The organism is Pseudomonas sp. NBRC 111133, from assembly GCF_001320605.1.
Classification (GTDB): domain Bacteria; phylum Pseudomonadota; class Gammaproteobacteria; order Pseudomonadales; family Pseudomonadaceae; genus Aquipseudomonas; species Aquipseudomonas monteilii.
Map to the genome: position 1 here is coordinate 45,470 of NZ_BCBJ01000054.1, position 21,641 is coordinate 67,110.

Genomic DNA, 21,641 nt, shown 5'->3' on the forward strand with positions numbered 1-21,641 from the left:
ACGGCGGGCACGGTGTATTGCGCATGCGTCAAGGGCGAGCGGGTGGGCTCCATGTTGTTCACCTTTTATGTTGGAGCGGCGGAAGGCGCGGGGGACGCGCAAAGTGGTGAAAATAAAAAACGATGGGTAGGTGGGTGTCAAGTTAAACATGACAAGATGTTACTGAATTGAAACATTTATCGATTTAAAGGCTGTTTTGTTCGGTTTTTGCGCAGTTTTTTGCGATTTTGATCAACTTGAATGTTCGTAAAAATTAACGATTGGGCAGCGTCGTTGGGCTGGGTGTCAGACGCTTCCCAAAAATGCCATTTCTCGATCCGCACCCGCCTGTGTCACCTGTTGCAGTGGTAATCTTCGCTGCGCGGCCTTTGGTCGCCCAACAAGCCCTTACGGACAGCATTCGGTTCTATTCATGAAGAAATCAGTTGGCATCCTTTCCGGCCTGGCTATCGCCATTGCCGTCGCAACCACCGCTGGCGCCTGGTACACCGGCAAGCAGCTGCCGGCCGAGCTGGACAATGCCCTTGCCCGCAGTAACGCCGAGCTGAAGAAAGCCCTGGTGACCACTGGTGGCAGCATGAGCATCGAGCGGGTGTCGCTGGAGCAGCATTTCTTCAGCAGTACCGCCCAGTACCGCCTGAAGGCACGCGACATCAATGTGGGTGACGGCGAGGTGTTGAGTTTCGACGTGGGCGTGACCGACCAGATCGAGCACGGCCCGTTCCCCTGGTCGCGGGTCAAGGCGTTCAAGCTGATGCCGGTGCTGGCGGTCAGCAACAGTAGTTTGCAAAAGGACGAAGCCACCGCAGCGTGGTTTGCCGCAGCGGGTGAGCAGGCGCCGGTCAGCGCCCAAACCAGCCTGGGCTACGGCGGTAATGTGGTCAGCCAGGTGCGGCTGGCGCCGGTCAAGCTCGACGAAGCGGACGGCAACAGCCTCGACTTCTCGGGTATGCAGCTGGAGGTCAGTGGCGACAAGGAAGGCAAGGCATCCAGATTCCACGGCCAGGCCGACCGCTTTGTGATGAAACTGGTGCGTGACGACCAGCCGCCTGCCACGTTCGAGCTCAAAGGCCTGAAGCTTGGCGGTAACCTGACAGCCACCGCGCACGACGCCATCTATGTCGGTAATGCCGACCTGGTGCTGGCTGAAACCAAGGTCACTCTGGGGCCCAAACAGCAGGTGCTGCTGATCAAGGGCTTTGAGCAAAATGCCCTGCAGACCCTTGATGGCCCGGATACCGTGGGCGGTCGCGTGGAGTACAAGGTTGGCGACATCACCTGGGATGGTCGTGCAGTGGGTAAGGCACAGATGGCGGTGAGCATTACCTCGGTCAATGCACCGGCGCTGCAGGCATTGTCGAAGTGGTACCAGGCGCATCTGCCGGAATTTGAAGCTGCCTCTGCTGCGGGCCAACCCGTGCCGCAGATCCAGATGGATGACGCGGAAAAGGCAAGGTTCCAAGGGGATCTGAAGCAACTGCTGGCGGCAAAACCGAAGGTGGCGATAGAAAACCTGTCGTTCAAGACCGCAAATGGCGAGAGCCGCTTCAACCTGTCGATGGACTTTGCTGCCCCGGTCAGTTTCGACCTGCCGCCGGACCAGCTGAGCAAGCAGATGATCACCGAGGTGAAGAGCAAGCTCTCGTTGTCCAAGCCGATGATGGGTGACCTGGCGACCTTGCAGGCCCTGCTGGAGGGTCAGACTGACGCTCAGGCTATTGCCATGCAGTCGAGTCAGGCGGGGGAGATGGTTGGCATGATGGCGCTGCAGAGTGGCATGGCGACTGTCGAAGGTAATGATGTGGTGAGCAGCCTGCACTATGCCGATGGCATGGTTGACTTCAACGGCAGGAAAATGACCGTGGAAGAGTTCGCCATGCTGATGGCGGCGCACCTGGCTGCGTTGTCGCCGCAGGGTTGATCGCCACCCTGTACTGGCCTCTTCGCGGGTAAACCCGCGAAAGGGCTGGTGCAGCCAACACAAAAACCACTTTAGAATTCGCTGGATTGTCTGTAGCCTTCGGCCTCCGATAATAATCCGTGCCCGCAGAGGGCCGTGGCGGGCAGTATGCCGTCCGGCACCCTTAGCCGATCTGTCAGGGCCGGGTGATACACTCGATTTGACGCGCACGCGCGCCTGCAGGTCCAGCGATCATGACCCAGATTTCCGAACGCCTGTTGGTTCAGGCCCACCTCGACGCCAAGCAGCCCAACCCGCTGACAGCCGAGCAGGAGGCCGAATACCGTGCGGCCATCGCTGCCGAGCTCAAGGCCCAGAACGCAGTGCTGGTTGCCCACTATTACTGCGACCCGGTCATCCAGGCGCTGGCTGAAGAAACCGGCGGCTGCGTGTCCGACTCGCTGGAAATGGCCCGCTTCGGCAAGAACCACCCGGCCGAGACCGTGATCGTGGCTGGCGTGCGTTTCATGGGCGAAACGGCAAAAATCCTCACCCCGGAAAAGCGCGTGCTGATGCCGACCCTGGAGGCGACCTGCTCGCTCGACCTGGGTTGCCCGGTGGAAGAGTTTTCTGCGTTCTGCGACCAGCATCCTGAACGCACCGTGGTGGTTTACGCCAACACGTCCGCCGCCGTGAAGGCCCGTGCTGACTGGGTCGTGACCTCAAGCTGCGCTCTGGAAATTGTCGAGAGCCTGATGGATAACGGCGAGACCATCATCTGGGGGCCGGACCAGCACCTGGGCCGTTACATCCAGAAGCAGACCGGTGCCGACATGCTGCTGTGGGACGGTGCCTGCATCGTTCACGAAGAATTCAAATCGCGTCAGCTGGCCGACATGAAGGCGCTGTACCCGGACGCCGCGATCCTGGTGCACCCTGAGTCGCCGGAAGCGGTCATCGAACTGGCCGACGCAGTGGGCTCTACCAGCCAGCTAATCAAGGCAGCGCAGACCCTGCCGAACAAGACCTTCATCGTCGCCACCGATCGTGGCATCTTCTACAAGATGCAGCAGCTGTGCCCGGACAAGGAATTCGTCGAAGCGCCTACTGCCGGCAATGGCGCGGCCTGCCGCAGTTGCGCGCACTGCCCGTGGATGGCGATGAATACCCTGGAGCGCGTGCTGCACTGCTTGCGTAATGGCGGTGATGAGATTTTCGTCGACCCGGCGCTGGTGCCCAAGGCGATCAAACCGTTGAACCGAATGCTGGACTTTACCCAGGCTGCAAGGCTGAAACTGTCCGGTAACGCCTGACGACAGACCGCGTCGTCTTCTTCGCGGGCTCGCCCGCTCTCACAGATACAGCGCCGCGCTCGCAGGCGGTGCAATCCCTGTGGGAGCGGGCGAGCCCGCGAAAGGGCCCTCAGCGCCCCATCATTTCCCGAACCATGCGTTGCTGCTCCATGATCTCGCGCTGGCGCTGGTCAATCTGCGAAGCCAGCGGGAAGTTGCTGCCCGACCGGCGTTTGGCGTAATCCAGTTGCTGGATCGCCTGGTCAAAGTCCCCCACCAGGGTGAAATACTCGGCCCGTGCGCGGTGCAGGCCAATGGTATTGCCCGACAAGCCCCGCACTTCAGCCATGTCGTACCACACGTCCGGGTCATCCGGCCGGCTCTTGACCAGTTCGTTCAGCACCTTCTCCGCTTCGGCAGGCTTGTTCTGCTTCACCAGCAAATCGGCGCGGACCTGTTTCAGGGGGTAGTTGCCCGGGTACAGCCCCTGCATCCGCTCGGCCCGCTGCTGCGCGTCGGCCAGGCGATTGTTGGTGATGTCCAAGTCGATCTGCGCCAGGTTGTAGGTGATGTCGTTGGGTGCCTTGGCCAGTAGCGGCTTGAGCATTTCACGTGCTTCGTTCAGCTGCCCGCCTTTGATCTGAGCCAAGGCCAGGCCGTAACGCGCGGCGTCCAGCTTCGGGTCTTCGTCCAGCTGGGCACGGAAACGCTTGGCCGCAAGCCCCGGTGTACCTTCGTAGGTCAGCGCCACCCGGGCGCGAATCAGCTGGTAGCGCATGCTGTCTTCAATGCCGCCCTTGGGCGCCTGGTCGGCCCGGTTGCGGGTATCGGCGATACGGGATTCGGTCACCGGGTGGGTCAGCAGGAACTCAGGCGGCTTGGCGTCATAGCGGTACTGGCGTGCCAGGCGCTCGAACATGGTCGGCATGTTGCGCGGGTCGTAGCCGGCCTTTTCCAGGTTCTGGATACCGATACGGTCGGCTTCCTGTTCGTTCTGGCGCGAGAAGCGGCGCTGTTCCTGGATTGCCGCCGCCTGGGTACCGGCAATCATGCCGATGCCCGCATCGCCGGCGCCACCGGCAGCCAGCACGATACCGGCCAGCAACGCCGCCATCATCGGCAGCTGCATGCGCTGCTGCGCCTCGACGCCTCGGGCGAAGTGGCGCTGCGACAAGTGTGCCAGTTCGTGCGCCAGTACCGAGGCGTACTCGCCTTCGGTCTGGGCGTTGAGGAACAGCCCGCCGTTGACCCCGACAATGCCACCCGGGGCGGCAAAGGCGTTTAGCTCGCGGCTGTCGATCAAGATGAATTCCAGGCGCCGGTCCTGCAGCTGGCTGGTTTCGGCCAGTTTGTACACGCTGGTTTCGACATAGTCCTTGAGCTGTGGGTCGTTCAGCTGGTTGACCTGGCCACGCAGCAGGCTCAGCCAGGCGCGGCCCAGTTGGTGCTCCTGTTGCGGCGAAACGATCGCGGAACTGGCGTCACCCAGTGATGGCAGGTCGTCAGCATGGCCGGGAAGGGCCATCAGGCAGGCCAGCGTCAGCAGGGTAGGGCGCAGTAGATTCATGCATGAAGCTCGCGTCGGTCAAAGATACCTACTGTAGCGGGCTCACACGTTGGCGACCAGTGGCGCTATCCTAGCCGACCCTGTCAGCAAGCAGTCTGGCAACGCTTTTGGAGACCCTGCGATGAGTGACACCCTGACCTGCGATGCCGAACTGGACGCCAGCGGGCTGAATTGCCCTTTACCGCTGCTCAAAGCCAAGATGGAGCTCAACCGCCTTGCCAGTGGCGCGGTACTCAAGGTGATCGCCACGGATGCCGGGTCGCAGCGTGACTTTCGCACTTTCGCCCAGTTGGCCGGTCATACCCTGCTGCGGGAAACGGCCGAGGCCGGCACCTATACGTACTGGCTGCGCAAGGCCTGAGTCTTTACCAAGGATCGTCAATGTTCAAAGTGCTTCGCGACTGGATGCAGCGCTACTTCTCCGATGAAGAAGCAGTGGTGCTGGCGGTCCTTCTGTTTCTGGCTTTCACGGCCGTTCTCACCTTGGGCGGCATGCTCGCGCCCGTGCTGGCGGGTATGGTGCTGGCGTTCTTGATGCAGGGCCTGGTCAACGCCCTGGAGCGTGTGCGGGTACCGACGCGGCTGGCGGTAATGTTGGTGTTCGCCCTGTTCATGGGCGCGCTGGCGCTGTTCATGCTCGTGCTGGTGCCGCTGCTGTGGCACCAGCTTATTACCCTGTTCAACGAGCTGCCGGGCATGCTCGGCAAGTGGCAGTCGCTGTTGCTGCTGCTGCCCGAGCGCTACCCGCATCTGGTATCGGACGAGCAGGTGCTGCATGCCATCGAGTCGGTGCGTGGCGAAATCGGCAAGTTTGGCCAGTGGGCGCTGACCTTCTCGCTGTCGAGCCTGCCGTTGCTGGTCAATGCCATGATCTATTTGGTGCTGGTGCCGATCCTGGTGTTCTTCTTCCTCAAGGACCGCGAACTGATCGGGCGCTGGGTGAGCGGCTATCTGCCGCGCCAGCGCACCCTGCTGAACCGGGTGGGCAGCGAGATGAACCGGCAGATCGCCAACTACATCCGTGGCAAGGGCATCGAAATTCTGATTTGCGGTATTGCCACCTACATTGCCTTCATCAGCCTGGGGCTCAACTACGCCGCACTGCTGGCGCTGCTGGTGGGGCTGTCGGTGGTGGTGCCCTACGTGGGGGCGGTGGTGGTGACGGTGCCGGTGACGCTGATTGCGCTGTTCCAGTGGGGCTGGGGCGACCAGTTCATCTACCTGATGACGGTGTACGCGATCATCCAGGCGCTGGATGGCAACGTGCTGGTACCGCTGCTGTTCTCCGAGGCGGTAAGCCTGCACCCGGTGGCGATCATTTGCGCGGTACTGCTGTTCGGCGGGTTGTGGGGGTTCTGGGGGATTTTCTTCGCCATCCCGCTGGCGACTCTGATCAAGGCCGTGCTGGATGCCTGGCCGCGGCAGGAGCCTAGCGTTTCACCGATGCTTTGATGTGATTGGGGCCGCGTTGCGGCCCCAAACGATCTCAAGCCTTGTTCAGCGCTTGGGCTGCTGCCAACACGGCATCCACATGCCCAGGCACTTTCACCCCACGCCATTCCTGGCGCAGTACACCCTTCTTGTCGATCAGGAAGGTGCTGCGGTCAACGCCCATGTATTCCTTGCCGTACAGCTTCTTCAGCTTGATCACGTCGAACAGCTGGCACAGGGCTTCGTCCTTGTCGCTGATCAGCTCGAACGGGAAGCCTTGCTTGGCCTTGAAGTTCTCGTGCGACTTCATGCCATCGCGCGACACGCCGAACACCACGGTGTTGGCGGCGGCGAAGGCGTCATACTGGTCGCGGAACCCCTGGCCTTCTGTGGTGCAGCCCGGCGTGCTGTCCTTCGGGTAGAAGTAAACCACCACTTGCTGGCCCTTGAGTTCGGCCAGGCTGACGGTTTGCCCGCTGGTGGCCTGGGCCTGGAAGTCGGCAACAGGTTGGTCGAGTGCTACAGCCATGGTGATTTCCTTACATGGGGTTCTGTGGGCGCCAAGGTTCGATCAGCGCGTCCAGGTTCAGCGCATCGGCAAAGTCCAGAAACTGGTCACGCAACCAGCTGATTTGCGTGCCGGCTGGCAGGATCACGGTGAACTGGGCGTTGAGCATGCTGCTGCCGGTCTGCGGGGCCAGGTAGGTGTCGCAGGTCATGGCTTCCAGCTCGACGCGGTGGTCGAGGAAGAACTGGCACAGCTCGTTGATGATGTCCGGGCGGTAGGCGGCGCTGACGTAGGCCACGTACGGCAGGGCCTGCGGGCGCACTTCCTGGTCGGCGCTGCGCACCACGTCCAGGGTCAGGCCATGTTTTTTGCCCAGGCCCGGCAGGGTGGACTCCAGGCGCGCCAGGGCGTCCCAGCTGCCGCCCACTTGCAGCACCAGGGCGCTGGTCTCGCCGTGGCGGCTCAGGCGCGAGGTGACCACCGCGCAGCGGTTTTCGAAGGCAGCGCGGCTGAGGACGTTGGCCAGTTCCATGGGGTTTGGGCCCAGGGCACTGATGACAAGGAATTGTTCGCGGACGGTGGGGGTGGACATGCAGCGTTCCTAAAGCGATGAGCGGTCGGTACAGGACGGGCGAAAGCCTCCTGTCGGCAGGGCCCGGGGCTCGCATGCGAGGTCGTGGACGCTGGCGGGGAGCAAGGTCGACGGCCCGGCGGGCCGCGCTGCACCGATCAAAGGATCAAGGGTAGCGAAATAAGGCGCCGAGGGGAATGCTCCGCCTGCCTGCTTCGCTTGTGCAAGGCCGATGCCCCCAGTACCATTACGGCTCTCTTTTTCCGGCAGGAGCAGTTACATGATTGCGGGCAGTATGGTGGCATTGGTCACACCCATGGATGCACAAGGGCGTGTGGACTGGGGCAGCCTCGACAAACTTGTAGACTTCCACCTGGAAAACGGCACCCATGCGATCGTCGCTGTCGGCACCACTGGTGAGTCCGCCACGCTGGATGTCGAAGAACACATCCTGGTCATCAAGCACGTGGTCGAGCGCGTCAAGCGCAGCAACAAACCGATCCCGGTCATCGCCGGCACCGGTGCCAACTCCACTGCCGAAGCCGTGCACCTGACCCAGAACGCCAAAAATGCCGGCGCCGACGCCTGCCTGCTGGTGGTACCGTACTACAACAAGCCGACGCAAGAAGGCCTGTACCAGCACTTCAAGCACATCGCCGAAGCCGTCGAGATTCCGCAGATCCTCTACAACGTACCCGGCCGCACCTCCTGCGACATGCAGGCCGAGACCGTGATCCGCCTGTCGACCGTGCCGAATATCATCGGCATCAAGGAAGCCACCGGCGACCTGGTCCGCGCCAAGGCCATCCTCGATGGCGTCAGCAAGGACTTCATCGTCCTGTCCGGCGATGACCCGACTGCCGTCGAGCTGATCCTGATGGGCGGCAAGGGCAACATTTCTGTTACCGCCAACGTCGCCCCGCGCGAAATGGCCGATCTGTGCGAGGCCGCCCTTGAGGGCAATGCCGAGAAGGCCCGCGCAATCAACGAAAAACTCATGCCGCTGCACAAAGACCTGTTCTGCGAAGCCAACCCGATCCCGGTGAAATGGGCGCTCGTCGAAATGGGCCTGATGCAAAAGGGTATTCGCCTGCCACTGACCTGGCTGAGCGAAGGCTGCCACGAAAAAGTCCGTACTGCCTTGCGCCAGTCCGGCGTACTGGTTTAAGAGGAAGTACACCGCATGAAGCGACTGGCTGGTCTTTCCGCCCTTGCCCTGATTATCTCCAGCACCAGTGGGTGTGGCTGGCTGTGGGGCGAGGATGGCTATTTCCGCGACCGCGGCAGCGACTACCTGCAGGCGCACCCGACTGCGCCGATGCAGCTGCCGCCGGACGCCAGCAACGTCAAGCGCCTTGACCCGCTGCTGCCCATTCCGCGTAACGTCGCCGACGATCACGTCACGGGCGAGTTCGAAGTGCCGCGCCCGCAACCCATGACTGGCGGTGCCGCCCAGGTCACCGACTACAGCCTGCAACGCAGCGGCAGCAGCCGTTGGGTGCTGGCCCAGCACTCGCCAGCCGAAGTGTGGCCGGTGGCTCGCCAGTTCTTCGAGGACAACGGCTTCCGCATCGCTGAAGAGCGCCCGCAGACCGGTGAGTTCAACACCACCTGGCAGCGTTTCGACGAGTTGTCGGCATCGCTTGGCCAGCGCCTGGCGAGCACCGCCAGCAGCGGTGACAGCGAAGTGCGCGTACGTGTGCGCATGGAGCCGGGCGTGCAGCGCAACACCTCCGAGGTGTATGTGGTTAGCGTCGAGCGCCCGGCCGGCAGCACCGCCGAGCCTGACTTCCCGTCCACCTCCAGCAACACGGGCGCCGATGCCCTGCTGGTCGACGAAATGCTTGCCAGCATGAACCGCAGCGCCGAGAAAGGCGGTTCGGTATCGCTCCTGGCTGCGCGCGATTTCGACGCGCCAAGCCGCGTCAGCCTGAGCGAAGACGGCAGCGGCAACCCGGTGCTGTACCTGGGTTCCGACCTGGACCGTGCCTGGTCTGGCGTAGGCCGTGCCCTGGAGCAGGGGGGCGAGTGGCGTGTTGAAGACATCAACCGCAGCCTGGGCCTGTACTACATCAACCTGTCGGAAAAACCGGACGACAAGCAGAACCAGCCTGGCTTCTTCAGCCGCATGTTCGGCAGCGAGCCAACCAAGGAAGAGCGTGAAGCCCGTGCCGAGCGCTATCAGGTTCGCCTGAGCAAGGTGGGTGAGAGCGTGCAGGTCACAGTCGAGAAAAACATCAACACCGTGGCCCCGGCCGATGTTGCCCGCCGCGTGCTGAGCGCCATTCAGGACCACCTGGGCTAAGTGCGCTTCGCGGTACTCGGAAGCGGCAGCCAAGGGAACGGCACGCTGATCGCCAGTGGTGACACGTTCATCCTGGTCGATTGCGGCTTTTCCCTGCGCGAAACCGAGCGGCGCCTGGCGCTGCTCGGTGTGTCGGCGGCTCAGCTCAGTGCGGTGCTGGTGACCCACGAACATGCCGACCACGTGCATGGGGTGGGCTTGCTGTCGCGGCGCTACAATGTACCGGTCTACCTCAGCCAAGGCACGCTGCGCGGTATGCGCAGGCCGGTGGAGGTGGCCGGTTTTCTCGCTTGTGGCCAAAGCCTGCGTATCGGCAGCCTGGAAGTGACCGCCGCGCGGGTCGAGCATGATGCCTACGAGCCGTTGCAATACGTCATCAGCGATGGCCAGCGGCGCTTCGGCATGCTGACCGACCTGGGCTCTTATGACGCGCTGTTGCTGGAGCGTTACCAGGGCCTGGATGCATTGCTGATCGAGGCCAACCACTGCCGCGACCTGCTGGCACGCGGTCACTACCCGGCCTTCTTGAAGCAGCGGGTGGGTGGCATGCAAGGGCATTTGAACAATCACCAGGCCGCGCGCCTGGTGCACGAGTTGGGCTGGAACAACCTGCAGCACCTGGTGCTGGCCCACCTCAGCAGCAAGAACAACCTGCCACACTTGGCCCGCCAGTGCTTCGTCGACACCCTAGGGTGCGACCCGGACTGGCTCCAGGTGGCGAATCAGGAACACGGGCTCGACTGGCGCGAAATCGCCTAGCCCAACACCTCAAGCAAGCGGAGCCCAATCATGGAAAAACGCGACGAACTCTACCGCGGCAAGGCCAAATCGGTTTACAAGACCGACGACGCCGACCGCTTGATCCTGCTGTTCCGTAACGACACCTCGGCGTTCGACGGCAAGCGCATCGAACAACTCGACCGCAAAGGCATGGTGAACAACAAGTTCAACGCCTTCATCATGCAGAAGCTGGAAGAAGCCGGCGTGCCGACCCAGTTCGACAAGCTGCTGGGCGACAACGAGTGCCTGGTGAAGAAGCTGGACATGATCCCGGTCGAATGCGTAGTGCGTAACTACGCTGCCGGCAGCCTGGTCAAGCGCCTGGGCGTGGAGGAGGGCATCAAGCTGGAGCCGTCCACCTTCGAGCTGTTCCTGAAGAACGACGAGAAGGGCGACCCCTTCATCAACGAATCCCACGTTGTCGCGTTCGGCTGGGGCACCGCCGAGCAGCTGGTCGAAATGAAGAAGCTGTCGCTGAAAGTCAACGAAGTGCTGAGCAAGCTGTTCGATGACGCCGGCCTGCTGCTGGTCGACTTCAAGCTGGAGTTCGGTGTCTTCCACGGCCAGATCGTGCTGGGCGACGAGTTCAGCCCGGACGGCTGCCGCCTGTGGGACAAAGAAACCCGCAAGAAGATGGACAAGGACCGCTTCCGCCAGGGCCTGGGCGACGTGATCGAAGCCTACGAAGAAGTTGCCAAGCGCCTGGGCGTGCCGCTGTAAGCGGCGCGTTCACGCAAGCGCCTGATACCACGCGATTTTTTTGAAAAAAAGGTTTGCGTTTTAAAAAAACGCTGGTAAGATGCGCGGCATTGGAGAGATGCCGGAGTGGTCGAACGGGACGGATTCGAAATCCGTTGTACTGGCAACAGTACCTAGGGTTCAAATCCCTATCTCTCCGCCATACGCGAAGTAGCCGAAGCCCCCGAAAACGTTGATGTTTTCGGGGGCTTCGTCGTTTTCGAGCAGATGTTTAGGGCAGATTTAGGGCATAATTTGGCCTCGATAGGCCGCGTTGGACCTTGTCAGTCCAAGACGCCGGGTCGTTTCTTGGGGAGGCTGGCTGGGCGGTTCACTTATGGAGGAGGGCTGCCCTGCGGTGGTAGCAAAATTGTATGATGTGGAAAGATATCGGCATCGGTGTTTTATTTGGTCTCTTCTTCGCGTTTCAATTGGTCTTGTTTTTTTTTGCGTTCTACCCGCCAGCCACCAGCCTCGTTGACCAGGTGTTAATTTCATATTCTAAGGATGTAGTGGGCCCAATTTTTACAGGTCTCGGCGGTGCAATGCTTGGTGCTTTCGCTGCTTACGCATTTCAAAAGAATTCCGAGGTAACTAGAGAATTTAATGATTCGCTTAGGGTTTTGCGGATAGTCAAATTTCAACTTTTACATAAGTTGAGTGAGCTGGTATCTGTAAAAAAACTTCGCTGCTTCCTTTTGATGATAATCAATTTCGTTTTCTTGCAATCGAACCTCTGCCCGAGTCTCCAGGAATTCGGGACTTCGTAGATAATAAAATATTGGACTTGCTCGCTAACGAGAAAGCGGCCAAAGCTATAGAATCAATTCTGCTAGGCGATCAACGTTACTTTGCATGGCGCGGTTGAGCCTGGAAGATTGTTAGCGCTGTACAGAATTAGCGAATTGAGTGTTACGGTTATTGATGAGGCTATACAAACATTAGACTTGGCATTGACTGAGATAGGTGGCGCCTTGGATAAAAAATTTTCAATCAATGGCGCCTCTAGTTTCAAATATGAAAAAATTGATCCGACGTTGTTTGATTCGCTTAAGAAGCCTTACTTTTCGTTTGATGAGTTTGAAGCGCTTGTAGAGCGTATCAGGCAGGGTCGAAAGTGATCATTTTTTTGGATTGCTAAGATGATCTCAAATCCCATCATCTTGGATACAATATCTGCCATGCTCTTAGTATCTTTAGAAATCCAGCGGCCGTAGTGTTTGCGCACCATGGTCGGCCCAGATCGCAATCGTCATGCGAGCGCGTCCGGTAGGGGTATTCACCATGTTCCGTCATTCCCTTGAAATTAGAAGGCGGGCGGTGGAGCAGGCACACCGCCCTGAAGATGCAGGTTCGAAGCTACTGGTTGACCAGTGCCAGCTCTGCATCGGGGTAGCGCGCGCCGCTGATTGGCGCTGCCGCGAATACACGATCGATGGCGGACAGGTCGCTGGCGCTCAGCACTACCTGCGTAGCGCCTACGTTGTCTTCCAGGTGCGCCAGTTTGCGTACTCCCGGAATCGGCACAATGTGCTCACCCTGGCTGAGCAGCCAGGCCAGCGACAACTGCGCAAGGCTGCAGCCTTTTTGCGTTGCCAGCGTCTGCAACTGCTGCAAGACCGTCAGGTTGTCTTGCAGGGCCTGCTCCTGGAAGCGTGGCAGGGTCTTGCGAAAGTCGTCTTCGGCCAAGGTCTGCGCGGTCTTGATGGCCCCGGTCAGAAAGCCGCGCCCCAGCGGGCTGTAAGGCACAAAACCCACCCCCAGGCGTTTGCACAGCGCCAACATGCCGGCCTCCGGTTCCCTGGACCACAGCGAATACTCGCTTTGTACTGCCGCGATGGGGTGCACAGCGTGGGCACGCTCCAGCGTTTCGGTGGAGACTTCGGACAACCCGATAAAGCGGACTTTGCCATAGGCCACCAGCTCCGACAGGGTGCCGACGACATCTTCGATGGGCACGGCAGGGTCGACGCGGTGCTGGTACAACAGGTCGATGGTTTCGATGCCCAGGCGCTGCAACGAGGCATCCACGGCCTGGCGAATGTGCACGGGGCGGCTGTCAACGCCAGCCATGCGGCTCAGGCCGCTGCCGTGAGGGAGGATCTTGAAGCCAAATTTGGTGGCGATCTGAACTTTCGACCTGATAGGCTTTATCGCTTTTCCAAGGAGTTCTTCATTGGTATAGGGACCATACACTTCGGCGGTATCCAGAAATGTGATGCCCCGTTCCACCGCTTGGTGAATGGTGTTTATCGACTCCTGCTCGGGAGCGCCGCCGTAGGCGAAGCTCATGCCCATACACCCAAGGCCCAATTCCGAAACGTTCAGTCCTTCCTTGCCCAATACACGTCTTTTCACGCCCAAGCCCCCTGTAAGTGGTTGATGCGTAAACCTTAACGTACGGTTAAACGGGCAAGAACTGAAATTCCCGGGCATGCCTCAGTGAAAAAAAATCATCAATCCCATGCTTGCTGACATCAATGAACTGATCAATTTTCTGGCCGTCGCCAAGCACCGCAGCTTTCGCAAGGCTGCCGAAGAGCGCAACGTTACACCTTCCACCCTCAGCCACTCGATGCGTACGCTGGAAGACCGCCTCGGGGTCAAATTACTAAATCGCACGACCCGCAGTGTAGTGCTGACCGAGGCCGGTGGCTTGCTGTTTGGGAAAGTCGAGCCCATTTTGCGTCACTTGTCACAAACCCTGGATGAGGTGCATGCGTTCACCGCTTCGGTCAAAGGCACCTTGCGCCTGAACGTGCCGCGCCCAGGCGGCCGTGTATTGATCGAACCGATCATCAACGGGTTTCTGGCGCAATACCCGGATGTCCAGATTGAGATGGTCAGCGATGACAGCATCATCGACATCGTCGACAAGGGCTTCGATGCCGGCTTGCGTTTTGGCGGGAGTGTGGCGCTGGACATGATTGCTATCCCCATTGGCCCGCCTCAACGCTTCGCGGTGGTGGCTTCGCCGGCCTTCATCGAAGCCCATGGCCGCCCGGCCAGCCCTGAAGCCCTGCGCCAGTTTCCGTGCATTGGCAGGCGCTTTCCCAGCGGCGTGCTGTATGGCTGGGAGTTCCAGCACCGCGACGCGTTCATGACCGTGCGCGTACAGGGGCCGCTAACGCTGGATGACGACGAGTTGATGATCCGTTCGGCGATCAGCGGCGTCGGCCTGGCCTACGTGCACCGGACCTATGCCACCGAGCACCTCGAAAGCGGCGCGCTGGTCAGCGTGCTAGAAGAATGGTGTAACCCCATCCCGGGCTACTACCTGTACTATCCCCGCCACCGACACAACTCCGCCGTACTGCGGGTCTTCATTGAGTGGTGCAATCAGTATTACCAGCACCTGGCACCCTGGCGGCCCGAGCTTGCGCCCGAACCACTCAGCGCATTGCCGCCAGCTTGATGCCAAACCCTACCAGGCAAGCCCCTGCCAGCCGCTCGAACAGGTTGGTAATCCGGGGGTTGGCGCGCATGCGTTCGGCCAGCCGGTGCGTCAGTACCACGGCAATCAACCCGTACAGGAACGTCACCACAGCCACCGTCGCGGCCATGAAACCGAAGGTCACCAGCCCCTGGTGCTTCACCGGGTCGATGAACAGCGGGAAGAACGCCATGTAGAACATGATCGCCTTGGGGTTGAGCAGGGTGATCAGCAGGGTCTGGCGCAGGTATTGGCCGTTGTCCATGCGGCTGGTGCGCGGCGCGTCACCCGGTTTGCTCAACAGCATGCGCAGGCCCAGGTAGGCGAGGTACGCGGCGCCGGCCCATTGCACGATGTGGAAGGCTGCAGGGTAGGTGGCCAGCAAGGTGGCGACGCCAGCTACCGCCAGCCACAACAGGACCTGGTCACCGACGATCACCCCACAGGTCGCGGCCAGGCCTGCCTTGATGCCGCCCTTGCCGGTGGCAGTGATCAGGGCAAAATTGCCCGGGCCCGGGATGGCCAGAAGAATGATGAAGGCGATGACGAATGCGCCGTAGTCGGTGACGCCGAGCATGGTGAGCTCCTGTAGAGCAGTGCAAAGGCAGAGTCATGACTATCGTCGCCAACCGCGTGCTTTACAACCTGTTGTTGCACATTCGCAATCCATCATTGCCAAGCGCGACTTGGATCCAATGCCTGTTTTCTGTATCATCCCGCCGCCATCAGACGATGGTCGAAGATGATTCATTTAAAGGACTTAGTAATGAAAAAGCTGTTCAAGGCCACCGTAGCCGTTGCTGTAGTTTCGGGTGTTGCCCTGCTGTCGGGTTGCACTGGCCAGGTTTACAACCAGCCGAAAAACTGCACCTACGACTACCTGTTCCACCCTTCGGTTTCCATCTCCAAGATCATCGGTGGCTGCGGCCCGATCGATAAACTGCCTCAGCAGCAGTAATCTTGGCGGTACCCTGATCGCGACGCTTGCGGCGTGATCCAAGGCCCCCGGTCATGTACATGGCCGGGGGTTTTTTGTTGATGGGCCACTTACCAGCGCAGCGACACTGTTCCCAGCAGGGTTCGCTCTTCACCCCAGTAACAACGGCCGGCGTTGTTGCAGCCTGCCACATACTCTTTGTCGAACAGGTTGCGGGCATTGACCTCGACCGACCAGTTCTCGTCGATGTCATAGCCGACCTTGGCATCCACCAGCGTCACGTCGCCGGTATCCAGCTTGCCGTACAGGCTCGCCGGGGTGTATGCGAAGGTGCTGTCGAAGTGGCGCACGCCGCCGCCGATCTGCAGGCCTTTGAGCAGGCCGTCCCGGAAGCGGTACGTGCTCCACACCGACGCCTGGTTACGGGGTACACCGGTCATCTGGTGGTCTTCGTACAGTGAGCCGGCCACGTCCTTGGTGATGCGCGAATCGGTGTAGGTGTAGGCGGCCGTGAGGTTGAGGTTTTCGCTCAGGTCGCTGTTCAGCTCCAGCTCCACGCCCTTGGCTCGGCTGGCGCCGATCTGGCGGTAGTCACCCACGGTGGAATCGAACAACACGTCGTCCTTCTTGCGCAGGTCGTACACCGACGCTGTGAAGGCGGTGTTCCAGCCTTTGGGCTCGTACTTGATACCCACTTCGTACTGCTCGCTGGTGGTCGGGTCCAGCGGGCCGCTCTTGCTTTCTGTCTGCTGGGTCGGGGCAAAGGCGGTGGAGTAGCTGAAGTACGGCGACAGGCCGTTTTCGAACGGGTACATCACGCCGGTCTGCCAGGTGAACTTGCTGTCCCAGCTGTCCATGTCGGCTTGTGCGTTCAGGGTGCCGGCCTTGTTGCGGAACTGGCTGTTTACCCGGTCCAGGCGCCCGCCCAGCAGCAATACCCAGTTGTCCACCTTGGTTTGCATCTGGCTGTAAAGGCCGTACATGGTCTGTTCAAGCAGGGCGTTCTGCACATGCAGGGGTGTGCTCGGCTTGCCGTTCCACACCGGGTCGAACACGTTGATGGTGCCACCGTTGCCCGCGTCCCAGTCCTGGTTGAATGAGGTGCGGTCCAGGCTTGCCCCCACCAGGAAGGTGTGGTCGAACGCACCTTGGGTGAAGTGGCCTTCGAACTGGTTGTCCAGCGAGTAGGCGATGGACTTGTTGTAGCGGTCGTAGGCCGTGTTGCTCAGGGTGGTACCGAAGCCGCCGTTATTCAGGCTGCCTGGCCACATTTCCTGGCGGTCGATGCGCGATTGCATGTAGCGCGAGTTCTGGCGGAACTGCCAGGTGTCGTTGAAACGGTGGCTGAACGCGTAGCCTAGGCTCCAGGTTTCGCGTTCGAAGTTGTCCCAGTCCGGGTTGCCGGACAACTGGTCCTTGTCGATCTTGCCGTTGGGGTTGTGCAGCAGGGTACCGGCGGCTGGGTAACCAAGCTCCATCAAGGTGCGGTCGCGCTGGTAGGTGGCCAGCACCGTCAGGCTGTTGAAATCGTCGAAGTTCAGGGTCAGGGACGGCGCAAGGTACAGGCGATCATCAGGTTGATGGTCAACCTGGGTATCGGACTTGCGGCCCATCATCACCAGCCGGCCAAGCACATTGCCCTCATCGGTGAGCGGGCCGGACACATCCACGCCCAACTGGCGGCGGTTATGCGAGCCGTAGCTCAGTTGCACTTCGCCGCGCGCTTCGGCAGTAGGCCGCTTGCTGACCAGGTTGACCACGCCGCCGGGGGCGTTTTCGCCATACAGGATCGACGTCGGGCCACGGAATACTTCTACCCGCTCCAGGCCGTAAGGTTCACTGCTGGTGTCGTAGCGGTTGCCCTGCACTCGCAGGCCATCGCGCAACAGGCCGTAGCCATAGTCAGTGGCATTGAAACCACGGATGAAGAACAGGTCACCCGCCTGGCCATCACCGCCAGCAAAGGGCGGGGAGAAAATGCCTGGGACGTAGCCCAGCACTTCGGTGAGGGTTTGCGATTGCTGGTCGTCCATGCGTTGGCGGGTGACTACCGAAACCGAGCGCGGGGTGTCAGCCAGGGCGCTGCTGGTCTTGCTGGCGGTGGCGCTGGATACCGCGCGGTAGCCGCTATCACCCTGGCCGTTGCTGGCGAGCAGGGCTGCGGCGTTGATCGAGGTGGCGTCCAGTTGCAGTGCCGTGCCATCGGCAAGGGGTTGCAGCACGTAGCCGGCGCTACCTTGCGGCACGGCTTGCAGGCCGCTGCCTTGCAGCAGCCGGGCCAGGCCTTGGGCGACGCTGTAGCGGCCTTGCAGCCCAGGGCTGGTCTTGCCGGCGGCCAGTTCGTTACTGCCGGCCAGGTAGATGCCGGCCTGGCTGCTGAACTGGTTGAGTGCGCGGGTGAGCGAGCCGGGGGCGATGTTGAAGCTGGTTTCGGCGCTGGCCGCCTGTTCGGCGTGGGCCAGGCTTGCTGACAGCATCAGCGGTGTGGCGGCACACAGTGAAAGCGGGGCGGCAAGCGCCAGGCGAAGCGCGGGGTGGAAGGGCGTCGGCATGCGGGTCTCTGGAGTCGGTAAGGTGAGTTGGAAGGGCTATGCCGGGTTAACCGAACGAGATTGGAAAAAGGGAACTGGCTTGGCAGATATTTTTACTCCCACAGGAGGGTGTGTAGCGGGTCAGGCAGGCTCGACTGTGACCCACCACGGCGTCAGCCGCTGCACCCGCACTGGCAGTGCCGCTTGCAGTAATTCCAGCGCCCGATCGGTATCGTTGAGCGGAAACGCCCCCATCACTGACAAATTCGCCACCTCTGGGTGCCAGCCCAGATGCCCATGGCGATAGCGCCCGAGCGTTTGCAGCAAGTGCGCCAAGGGCATGTCTTCGGCATTCAGGCGGTGGTGAATCCACGACTCGCCTGCGCTTTGTGCCGGGCGGGTACTGCCGATGCCTTCGGCACTGAAGTCCACCTGCTGGCCGGCCTGGACGATGCAGCGCTCTCCGCTGAGCGCGGTGCTCACCTCCACGGCGCCGGCGTACACATCCAGCCTGGTGTTCTCGCCTTGCTGGCACACCGCAAAGCGGGTTCCCAGCGCCTGCATGCGCCCTTGCGCGGTGTCGACGAAGAAGGGGCGACGCGGGTCGTGGGCGGTTTCCACCAACAGTTCGCCAAAACGCAGTTTCAGCACCCGGCTGAAGGTGGAGAACTCCATGTCCACGGCACTCTGTGCGCCCAGCCACAGCTGGCTGCCATCGGCCAGGCGCGTCTCGCGGATTTCCCCAATGCCCGTGGCCATGTCGGCGCCCCAGCCCGATAAGGGGGCACCGTGCCAGGCCCGCCAGCCCAGTAACGAGCTGGCGCCCAGCACCAGCAGCGACTTGAGCCCGGTGCGCCGGCTGAAGCGGTGTGCGTCGTGCTCACGCAGTGCCCGGCCCGCCGCTGCGCCTTCGCCCTGCAAGGGGGTAAAGCGCTGACCGACACGTTGCACATAGTGCCAGGCCGCCTGATGGTCACTGTGCTGGCCCAGCCAATGCTGCCACTGTGCGCGCAGGTGAGGGCTGACGTTGTCGTCCTGCAACTGCACATACCACCGCGCGGCTTGTTGCAGGCTGGCATGGCTGAGCTTTTGTGCGGATGGGGTCATGGCGTCACTCCACCAGCAACCCGTCGAGTTCGGCTTCAAGAATGGCGCAATGCAGAAACGCCTGGGCCAGGTACTTCTTGATCATGCGTTCGCTCACGCCGATATGCGCAGCAATATCGCGATAGGCCAGGCCATCGATCTGCGCCAGCAGGAATGCCTGGCGCACCTTGCCGGGCAAACGCAGCAACATCGCGTCCACCTCGTGCAGGGTTTCGACAATGATTGCGCGCTGTTCGGGGGAGGGCTGCAATGCCTCGGGCTGCAAGACCAACTGCTGCAACCAGGCCTGTTCCAGCTTCTGCCGCCGCCAGTGGTCCACACACAGGCCGCGAGCGATGGTGGCCAGGTACGAGCGCTCACCGCGTTCACCGTCGAACTGCCTCGGGCGGTTGAGGATGCGCACGAACGTGTCCTGCACCAGGTCGGCAGCATCGCAACGGCTGCCCAGCCGACGGTATAGAAAACCCAGCAACCAGCGTGAATGGCTGTGGTACAGGGTATGGAGCGAGGTGTTCAACTCTGGGATCGAAACCACGGCGGCATCCGGCGCGAGCGCATACTGGTGTAAATGAGAAGTGATCGCGATAGTAGGGGTGCCAGAAAAATACTGCAATCGTCGTAATGCTTGCTGTTATCCCCTGGGACAACCCGTCACCTTGACGCGAGGACCGGCAATTTGTTTGTGCTGGCATTTCATATACAATCAAAAAAACGATTCAGCGTTGTCGGTCAATTCGACAAAAGGCCGAGTCGTTTTCTGGTTCTCTGGCTGCTGAACAATGATCAACAACAAGCCTGCGCTGAAGAACACGCTTTACCTGGGCCAGCCACAGGCCCGCCCTCTGTTCTCCTGACTGGAATTGATCAATGTTCAAGAAAGCTGGCAAGACCTTGCTGGGTCTGGCTGTCGCTGCAAGCTTCATGCAAGCGCACGCCGCAGAAACCAAGAAAGTAGACGTGCTGCTGGTCGGCGGCGGCATCATGAGCTCCACCCTGGCCGTGTGGCTGCATGAGCTGGAGCCAAGCTGGTCGATGGAAATGGTCGAGCGCCTGGACGGCGTGGCCGAAGAAAGCTCCAACGGCTGGAACAACGCCGGTACCGGCCACTCCGCGCTGGCCGAGCTGAACTACACCCCGGAAGACAAAGACGGCAACGTCAACATCGCCAAGGCCATCGAAATCAACGAAGCCTTCCAGATTTCCCGCCAGTTCTGGTCGTGGCAGGTACGCCAGGGCGTGTTGAAGAACCCACACTCGTTCATCAACACCACCCCGCACATGAGCTTCGTGTGGGGCGATGACAACATCAAGTTCCTGAAGAAACGCTACGACGCGCTGCAGGCCAGCCCGCTGTTCCGCCCGATGCAGTACTCCGAGGACCACGCGCAGATCGCCAAGTGGGTCCCGTTGATGATGGAAGGGCGCGACCCGAACCAGAAGCTGGCCGTGACCTGGACGCCGATCGGCACCGACGTGAACTTCGGCGAGATCACCCGCCAGTTCGTTGGCCACCTGCAAACCCAGAAAGGCTTCGACCTGAAGCTGTCCAGCGAAGTGCAGGACATCACCCGCAACAAGGACGGCTCCTGGCACGTCGAGTACAAGAACCTGAAGGACGGTACCGAATCGGCCACCGACGCCAAGTTCCTGTTCATCGGTGCCGGCGGCGGCGCACTGAAGCTGCTGCAGAAGTCGGGCATTCCTGAAGCCAAGGAATACGCAGGCTTCCCGGTGGGCGGCTCGTTCCTGGTGACCGAGAACCCGACCGTGGCCATGCAGCACATGGCCAAGGCCTACGGCATCGCTTCGACTGGCGCACCACCCATGTCGGTACCACACCTGGACACACGCGTGCTGGACGGCAAGCGCGTGATCCTGTTTGGCCCGTTCGCCACCTTCTCGACCAAGTTCCTGAAGAACGGCTCGTACCTGGACCTGCTGAGCAGCACCACCACCCACAACGTGTGGCCAATGACCAAGGTGGGTATCGAGCAGTACCCGCTGGTCGAGTACCTTGCTGGCCAGCTGATGCTGTCGGATGACGACCGCTTCGAAGCCCTGCGCACCTACTTCCCGAACGCCAAGAAAGAAGACTGGCGCCTGTGGCAGGCCGGCCAGCGTGTGCAGATCATCAAGCGTGATGCCGAGAAGGGCGGCGTGCTGAAGCTGGGTACCGAAGTGGTAGCGTCCGAAGACCGCACCATCGCTGGCCTGCTGGGGGCATCGCCAGGCGCCTCGACGGCTGCACCGATCATGCTGAACGTGCTGGAAACCGTGTTCAAGGAGAAGGTCGCTACCCCTGAGTGGCAGGCCAAGATCAAGGAAATCGTGCCAAGCTACGGCACCAAGCTGAACGATTCGGCGGCGGCCACCCAGAAAGAGTGGAACTACACCGCTGAAGTGCTGCAACTGGAGAAACCGCCGGTGATTGACGCCAGCGTCGACTTCGGTGGCGATGTGAGCAAGCCGGTTGAGAGCAAGCCGGAGAACGACATGGCGCTGTAATCGGCCATTGTTGTGAAAGAAGCCACGGGGGAGACC

At 60.9% G+C, this 21,641-nt stretch carries 20 protein-coding genes and 1 tRNA gene; 13 read left to right on the forward strand and 8 right to left on the reverse strand.

The window, feature by feature from the left end; translation table 11 throughout:
• Window positions 1–412: 412 nt before the first annotated feature.
• On the forward strand, window positions 413–1,921 hold the full coding sequence (locus tag APH36_RS10945; protein ID WP_060498631.1) for a YdgA family protein: 1,509 nt from the start codon (window positions 413–415) through the stop codon (window positions 1,919–1,921).
• 233 nt (window positions 1,922–2,154) lie between these two features.
• Window positions 2,155–3,213: a quinolinate synthase NadA gene (gene nadA, locus APH36_RS10950; RefSeq protein ID WP_016711984.1), complete on the forward strand. Its 1,059-nt coding sequence runs from the start codon at window positions 2,155–2,157 to the stop codon at window positions 3,211–3,213.
• Between the two features lie 109 nt (window positions 3,214–3,322).
• Here nadA and APH36_RS10955 read toward each other — a convergent pair whose 3' ends face one another.
• A complete protein-coding gene (locus APH36_RS10955) occupies window positions 3,323–4,759 on the reverse strand; it encodes a M48 family metalloprotease (protein ID WP_016711983.1) in 1,437 nt (478 codons plus the stop codon).
• 121 nt (window positions 4,760–4,880) lie between these two features.
• Here APH36_RS10955 and APH36_RS10960 point away from each other — a divergent pair, with 121 nt between their 5' ends.
• Both APH36_RS10960 and APH36_RS10965 read left to right on the forward strand, forming a co-directional pair.
• Window positions 4,881–5,120 carry a sulfurtransferase TusA family protein gene (locus APH36_RS10960; RefSeq protein ID WP_008097503.1) on the forward strand — a complete coding sequence of 80 codons (240 nt, stop codon included), beginning with the start codon at window positions 4,881–4,883 and terminating at the stop codon, window positions 5,118–5,120.
• 20 nt (window positions 5,121–5,140) lie between these two features.
• A complete protein-coding gene (locus tag APH36_RS10965) occupies window positions 5,141–6,211 on the forward strand; it encodes an AI-2E family transporter (RefSeq protein ID WP_019098477.1) in 1,071 nt (356 codons plus the stop codon).
• A 34-nt stretch (window positions 6,212–6,245) separates the two neighbouring features.
• Here APH36_RS10965 and APH36_RS10970 read toward each other — a convergent pair whose 3' ends face one another.
• Window positions 6,246–6,719 (reverse strand): peroxiredoxin, encoded by a 474-nt coding sequence (locus APH36_RS10970; protein ID WP_060498632.1) that lies wholly within the window; start codon window positions 6,717–6,719, stop codon window positions 6,246–6,248.
• A gap of 10 nt (window positions 6,720–6,729) precedes the next feature.
• The gene (locus tag APH36_RS10975) at window positions 6,730–7,290 is read right to left on the reverse strand and encodes a glycine cleavage system protein R (protein ID WP_003254741.1); all 561 of its coding nucleotides are present in this window, start codon (window positions 7,288–7,290) and stop codon (window positions 6,730–6,732) included.
• A gap of 259 nt (window positions 7,291–7,549) precedes the next feature.
• On the opposite strand from APH36_RS10975, the gene dapA reads away from it, so the two are divergent.
• The 6 genes from dapA to APH36_RS31620 all read left to right on the forward strand — a co-directional run bounded on the left by dapA (window position 7,550) and on the right by APH36_RS31620 (window position 12,213).
• Complete coding sequence (gene dapA / locus APH36_RS10980; RefSeq protein WP_060498633.1) at window positions 7,550–8,437, forward strand: 4-hydroxy-tetrahydrodipicolinate synthase; 888 nt, start codon at window positions 7,550–7,552, stop codon at window positions 8,435–8,437.
• A 15-nt stretch (window positions 8,438–8,452) separates the two neighbouring features.
• On the forward strand, window positions 8,453–9,574 hold the full coding sequence (gene bamC, locus APH36_RS10985; RefSeq protein WP_060498634.1) for an outer membrane protein assembly factor BamC: 1,122 nt from the start codon (window positions 8,453–8,455) through the stop codon (window positions 9,572–9,574).
• Window positions 9,575–10,333, forward strand: coding sequence for an MBL fold metallo-hydrolase (locus APH36_RS10990; protein ID WP_060498635.1), 759 nt, complete (start codon window positions 9,575–9,577; stop codon window positions 10,331–10,333).
• Window positions 10,334–10,363: 30 nt separating this feature from the next.
• Window positions 10,364–11,074: a phosphoribosylaminoimidazolesuccinocarboxamide synthase gene (gene purC, locus APH36_RS10995; RefSeq protein ID WP_011535129.1), complete on the forward strand. Its 711-nt coding sequence runs from the start codon at window positions 10,364–10,366 to the stop codon at window positions 11,072–11,074.
• 91 nt (window positions 11,075–11,165) lie between these two features.
• A tRNA-Ser gene (locus APH36_RS11000) sits at window positions 11,166–11,255 on the forward strand.
• 742 nt (window positions 11,256–11,997) lie between these two features.
• Window positions 11,998–12,213, forward strand: a complete 216-nt coding sequence (locus APH36_RS31620) for a hypothetical protein (protein ID WP_156342118.1) — start codon at window positions 11,998–12,000, stop codon at window positions 12,211–12,213.
• A 238-nt stretch (window positions 12,214–12,451) separates the two neighbouring features.
• On the opposite strand, the gene APH36_RS11015 is transcribed toward APH36_RS31620, so the two are convergent.
• A complete protein-coding gene (locus tag APH36_RS11015; protein WP_060498672.1) occupies window positions 12,452–13,450 on the reverse strand; it encodes an aldo/keto reductase in 999 nt (332 codons plus the stop codon).
• A gap of 106 nt (window positions 13,451–13,556) precedes the next feature.
• On the opposite strand from APH36_RS11015, the gene APH36_RS11020 reads away from it, so the two are divergent.
• Window positions 13,557–14,507: a LysR family transcriptional regulator gene (locus APH36_RS11020; RefSeq protein ID WP_082426371.1), complete on the forward strand. Its 951-nt coding sequence runs from the start codon at window positions 13,557–13,559 to the stop codon at window positions 14,505–14,507.
• Here APH36_RS11020 and APH36_RS11025 read toward each other — a convergent pair.
• A complete protein-coding gene (locus APH36_RS11025) occupies window positions 14,485–15,102 on the reverse strand; it encodes a LysE family transporter (RefSeq protein WP_060498638.1) in 618 nt (205 codons plus the stop codon). The genes APH36_RS11020 and APH36_RS11025 overlap by 23 nt on opposite strands.
• Window positions 15,103–15,291: 189 nt before the next feature.
• Between APH36_RS11025 and APH36_RS11030 the strand changes: the two genes are divergently transcribed.
• Window positions 15,292–15,483 carry a YhfL family protein gene (locus APH36_RS11030; protein WP_003254720.1) on the forward strand — a complete coding sequence of 64 codons (192 nt, stop codon included), beginning with the start codon at window positions 15,292–15,294 and terminating at the stop codon, window positions 15,481–15,483.
• Between the two features lie 89 nt (window positions 15,484–15,572).
• On the opposite strand, the gene APH36_RS11035 is transcribed toward APH36_RS11030, so the two are convergent.
• From APH36_RS11035 to APH36_RS11045, 3 genes are all read right to left on the reverse strand, one after another.
• A complete protein-coding gene (locus tag APH36_RS11035; protein ID WP_060498639.1) occupies window positions 15,573–18,014 on the reverse strand; it encodes a TonB-dependent siderophore receptor in 2,442 nt (813 codons plus the stop codon).
• Between the two features lie 120 nt (window positions 18,015–18,134).
• On the reverse strand, window positions 18,135–19,100 hold the full coding sequence (locus APH36_RS11040) for a FecR domain-containing protein (RefSeq protein ID WP_060498640.1): 966 nt from the start codon (window positions 19,098–19,100) through the stop codon (window positions 18,135–18,137).
• A 4-nt stretch (window positions 19,101–19,104) separates the two neighbouring features.
• Window positions 19,105–19,635: a sigma-70 family RNA polymerase sigma factor gene (locus APH36_RS11045; RefSeq protein ID WP_060498641.1), complete on the reverse strand. Its 531-nt coding sequence runs from the start codon at window positions 19,633–19,635 to the stop codon at window positions 19,105–19,107.
• Window positions 19,636–19,967: 332 nt separating this feature from the next.
• On the opposite strand from APH36_RS11045, the gene mqo reads away from it, so the two are divergent.
• Entirely contained in the window at window positions 19,968–21,605 is a 1,638-nt protein-coding gene (gene mqo, locus APH36_RS11050; RefSeq protein ID WP_060498642.1) for a malate dehydrogenase (quinone), read from the forward strand.
• Window positions 21,606–21,641: the final 36 nt, after the last annotated feature.

Excerpts from the sequence above, each read along its gene's own strand:
- nadA (WP_016711984.1), top strand. The coding sequence starts at position 2,155 with ATGACCCAGATTTCCGAACGCCTGTTGGTTCAGGCCCACCTCGACGCC.
- mqo (WP_060498642.1), top strand. The coding sequence starts at position 19,968 with ATGTTCAAGAAAGCTGGCAAGACCTTGCTGGGTCTGGCTGTCGCTGCA.
- APH36_RS10960 (WP_008097503.1), top strand. The coding sequence starts at position 4,881 with ATGAGTGACACCCTGACCTGCGATGCCGAACTGGACGCCAGCGGGCTG.
- APH36_RS10975 (WP_003254741.1), bottom strand. The coding sequence starts at position 7,290 with ATGTCCACCCCCACCGTCCGCGAACAATTCCTTGTCATCAGTGCCCTG.
- bamC (WP_060498634.1), top strand. The coding sequence starts at position 8,453 with ATGAAGCGACTGGCTGGTCTTTCCGCCCTTGCCCTGATTATCTCCAGC.
- purC (WP_011535129.1), top strand. The coding sequence starts at position 10,364 with ATGGAAAAACGCGACGAACTCTACCGCGGCAAGGCCAAATCGGTTTAC.
- APH36_RS11030 (WP_003254720.1), top strand. The coding sequence starts at position 15,292 with ATGAAAAAGCTGTTCAAGGCCACCGTAGCCGTTGCTGTAGTTTCGGGT.
- APH36_RS11020 (WP_082426371.1), top strand. The coding sequence starts at position 13,557 with ATGCTTGCTGACATCAATGAACTGATCAATTTTCTGGCCGTCGCCAAG.
- APH36_RS11040 (WP_060498640.1), bottom strand. The coding sequence starts at position 19,100 with ATGACCCCATCCGCACAAAAGCTCAGCCATGCCAGCCTGCAACAAGCC.
- APH36_RS10965 (WP_019098477.1), top strand. The coding sequence starts at position 5,141 with ATGTTCAAAGTGCTTCGCGACTGGATGCAGCGCTACTTCTCCGATGAA.
- dapA (WP_060498633.1), top strand. The coding sequence starts at position 7,550 with ATGATTGCGGGCAGTATGGTGGCATTGGTCACACCCATGGATGCACAA.
- APH36_RS11025 (WP_060498638.1), bottom strand. The coding sequence starts at position 15,102 with ATGCTCGGCGTCACCGACTACGGCGCATTCGTCATCGCCTTCATCATT.
- APH36_RS10945 (WP_060498631.1), top strand. The coding sequence starts at position 413 with ATGAAGAAATCAGTTGGCATCCTTTCCGGCCTGGCTATCGCCATTGCC.
- APH36_RS10955 (WP_016711983.1), bottom strand. The coding sequence starts at position 4,759 with ATGAATCTACTGCGCCCTACCCTGCTGACGCTGGCCTGCCTGATGGCC.
- APH36_RS10970 (WP_060498632.1), bottom strand. The coding sequence starts at position 6,719 with ATGGCTGTAGCACTCGACCAACCTGTTGCCGACTTCCAGGCCCAGGCC.
- APH36_RS11035 (WP_060498639.1), bottom strand. The coding sequence starts at position 18,014 with ATGCCGACGCCCTTCCACCCCGCGCTTCGCCTGGCGCTTGCCGCCCCG.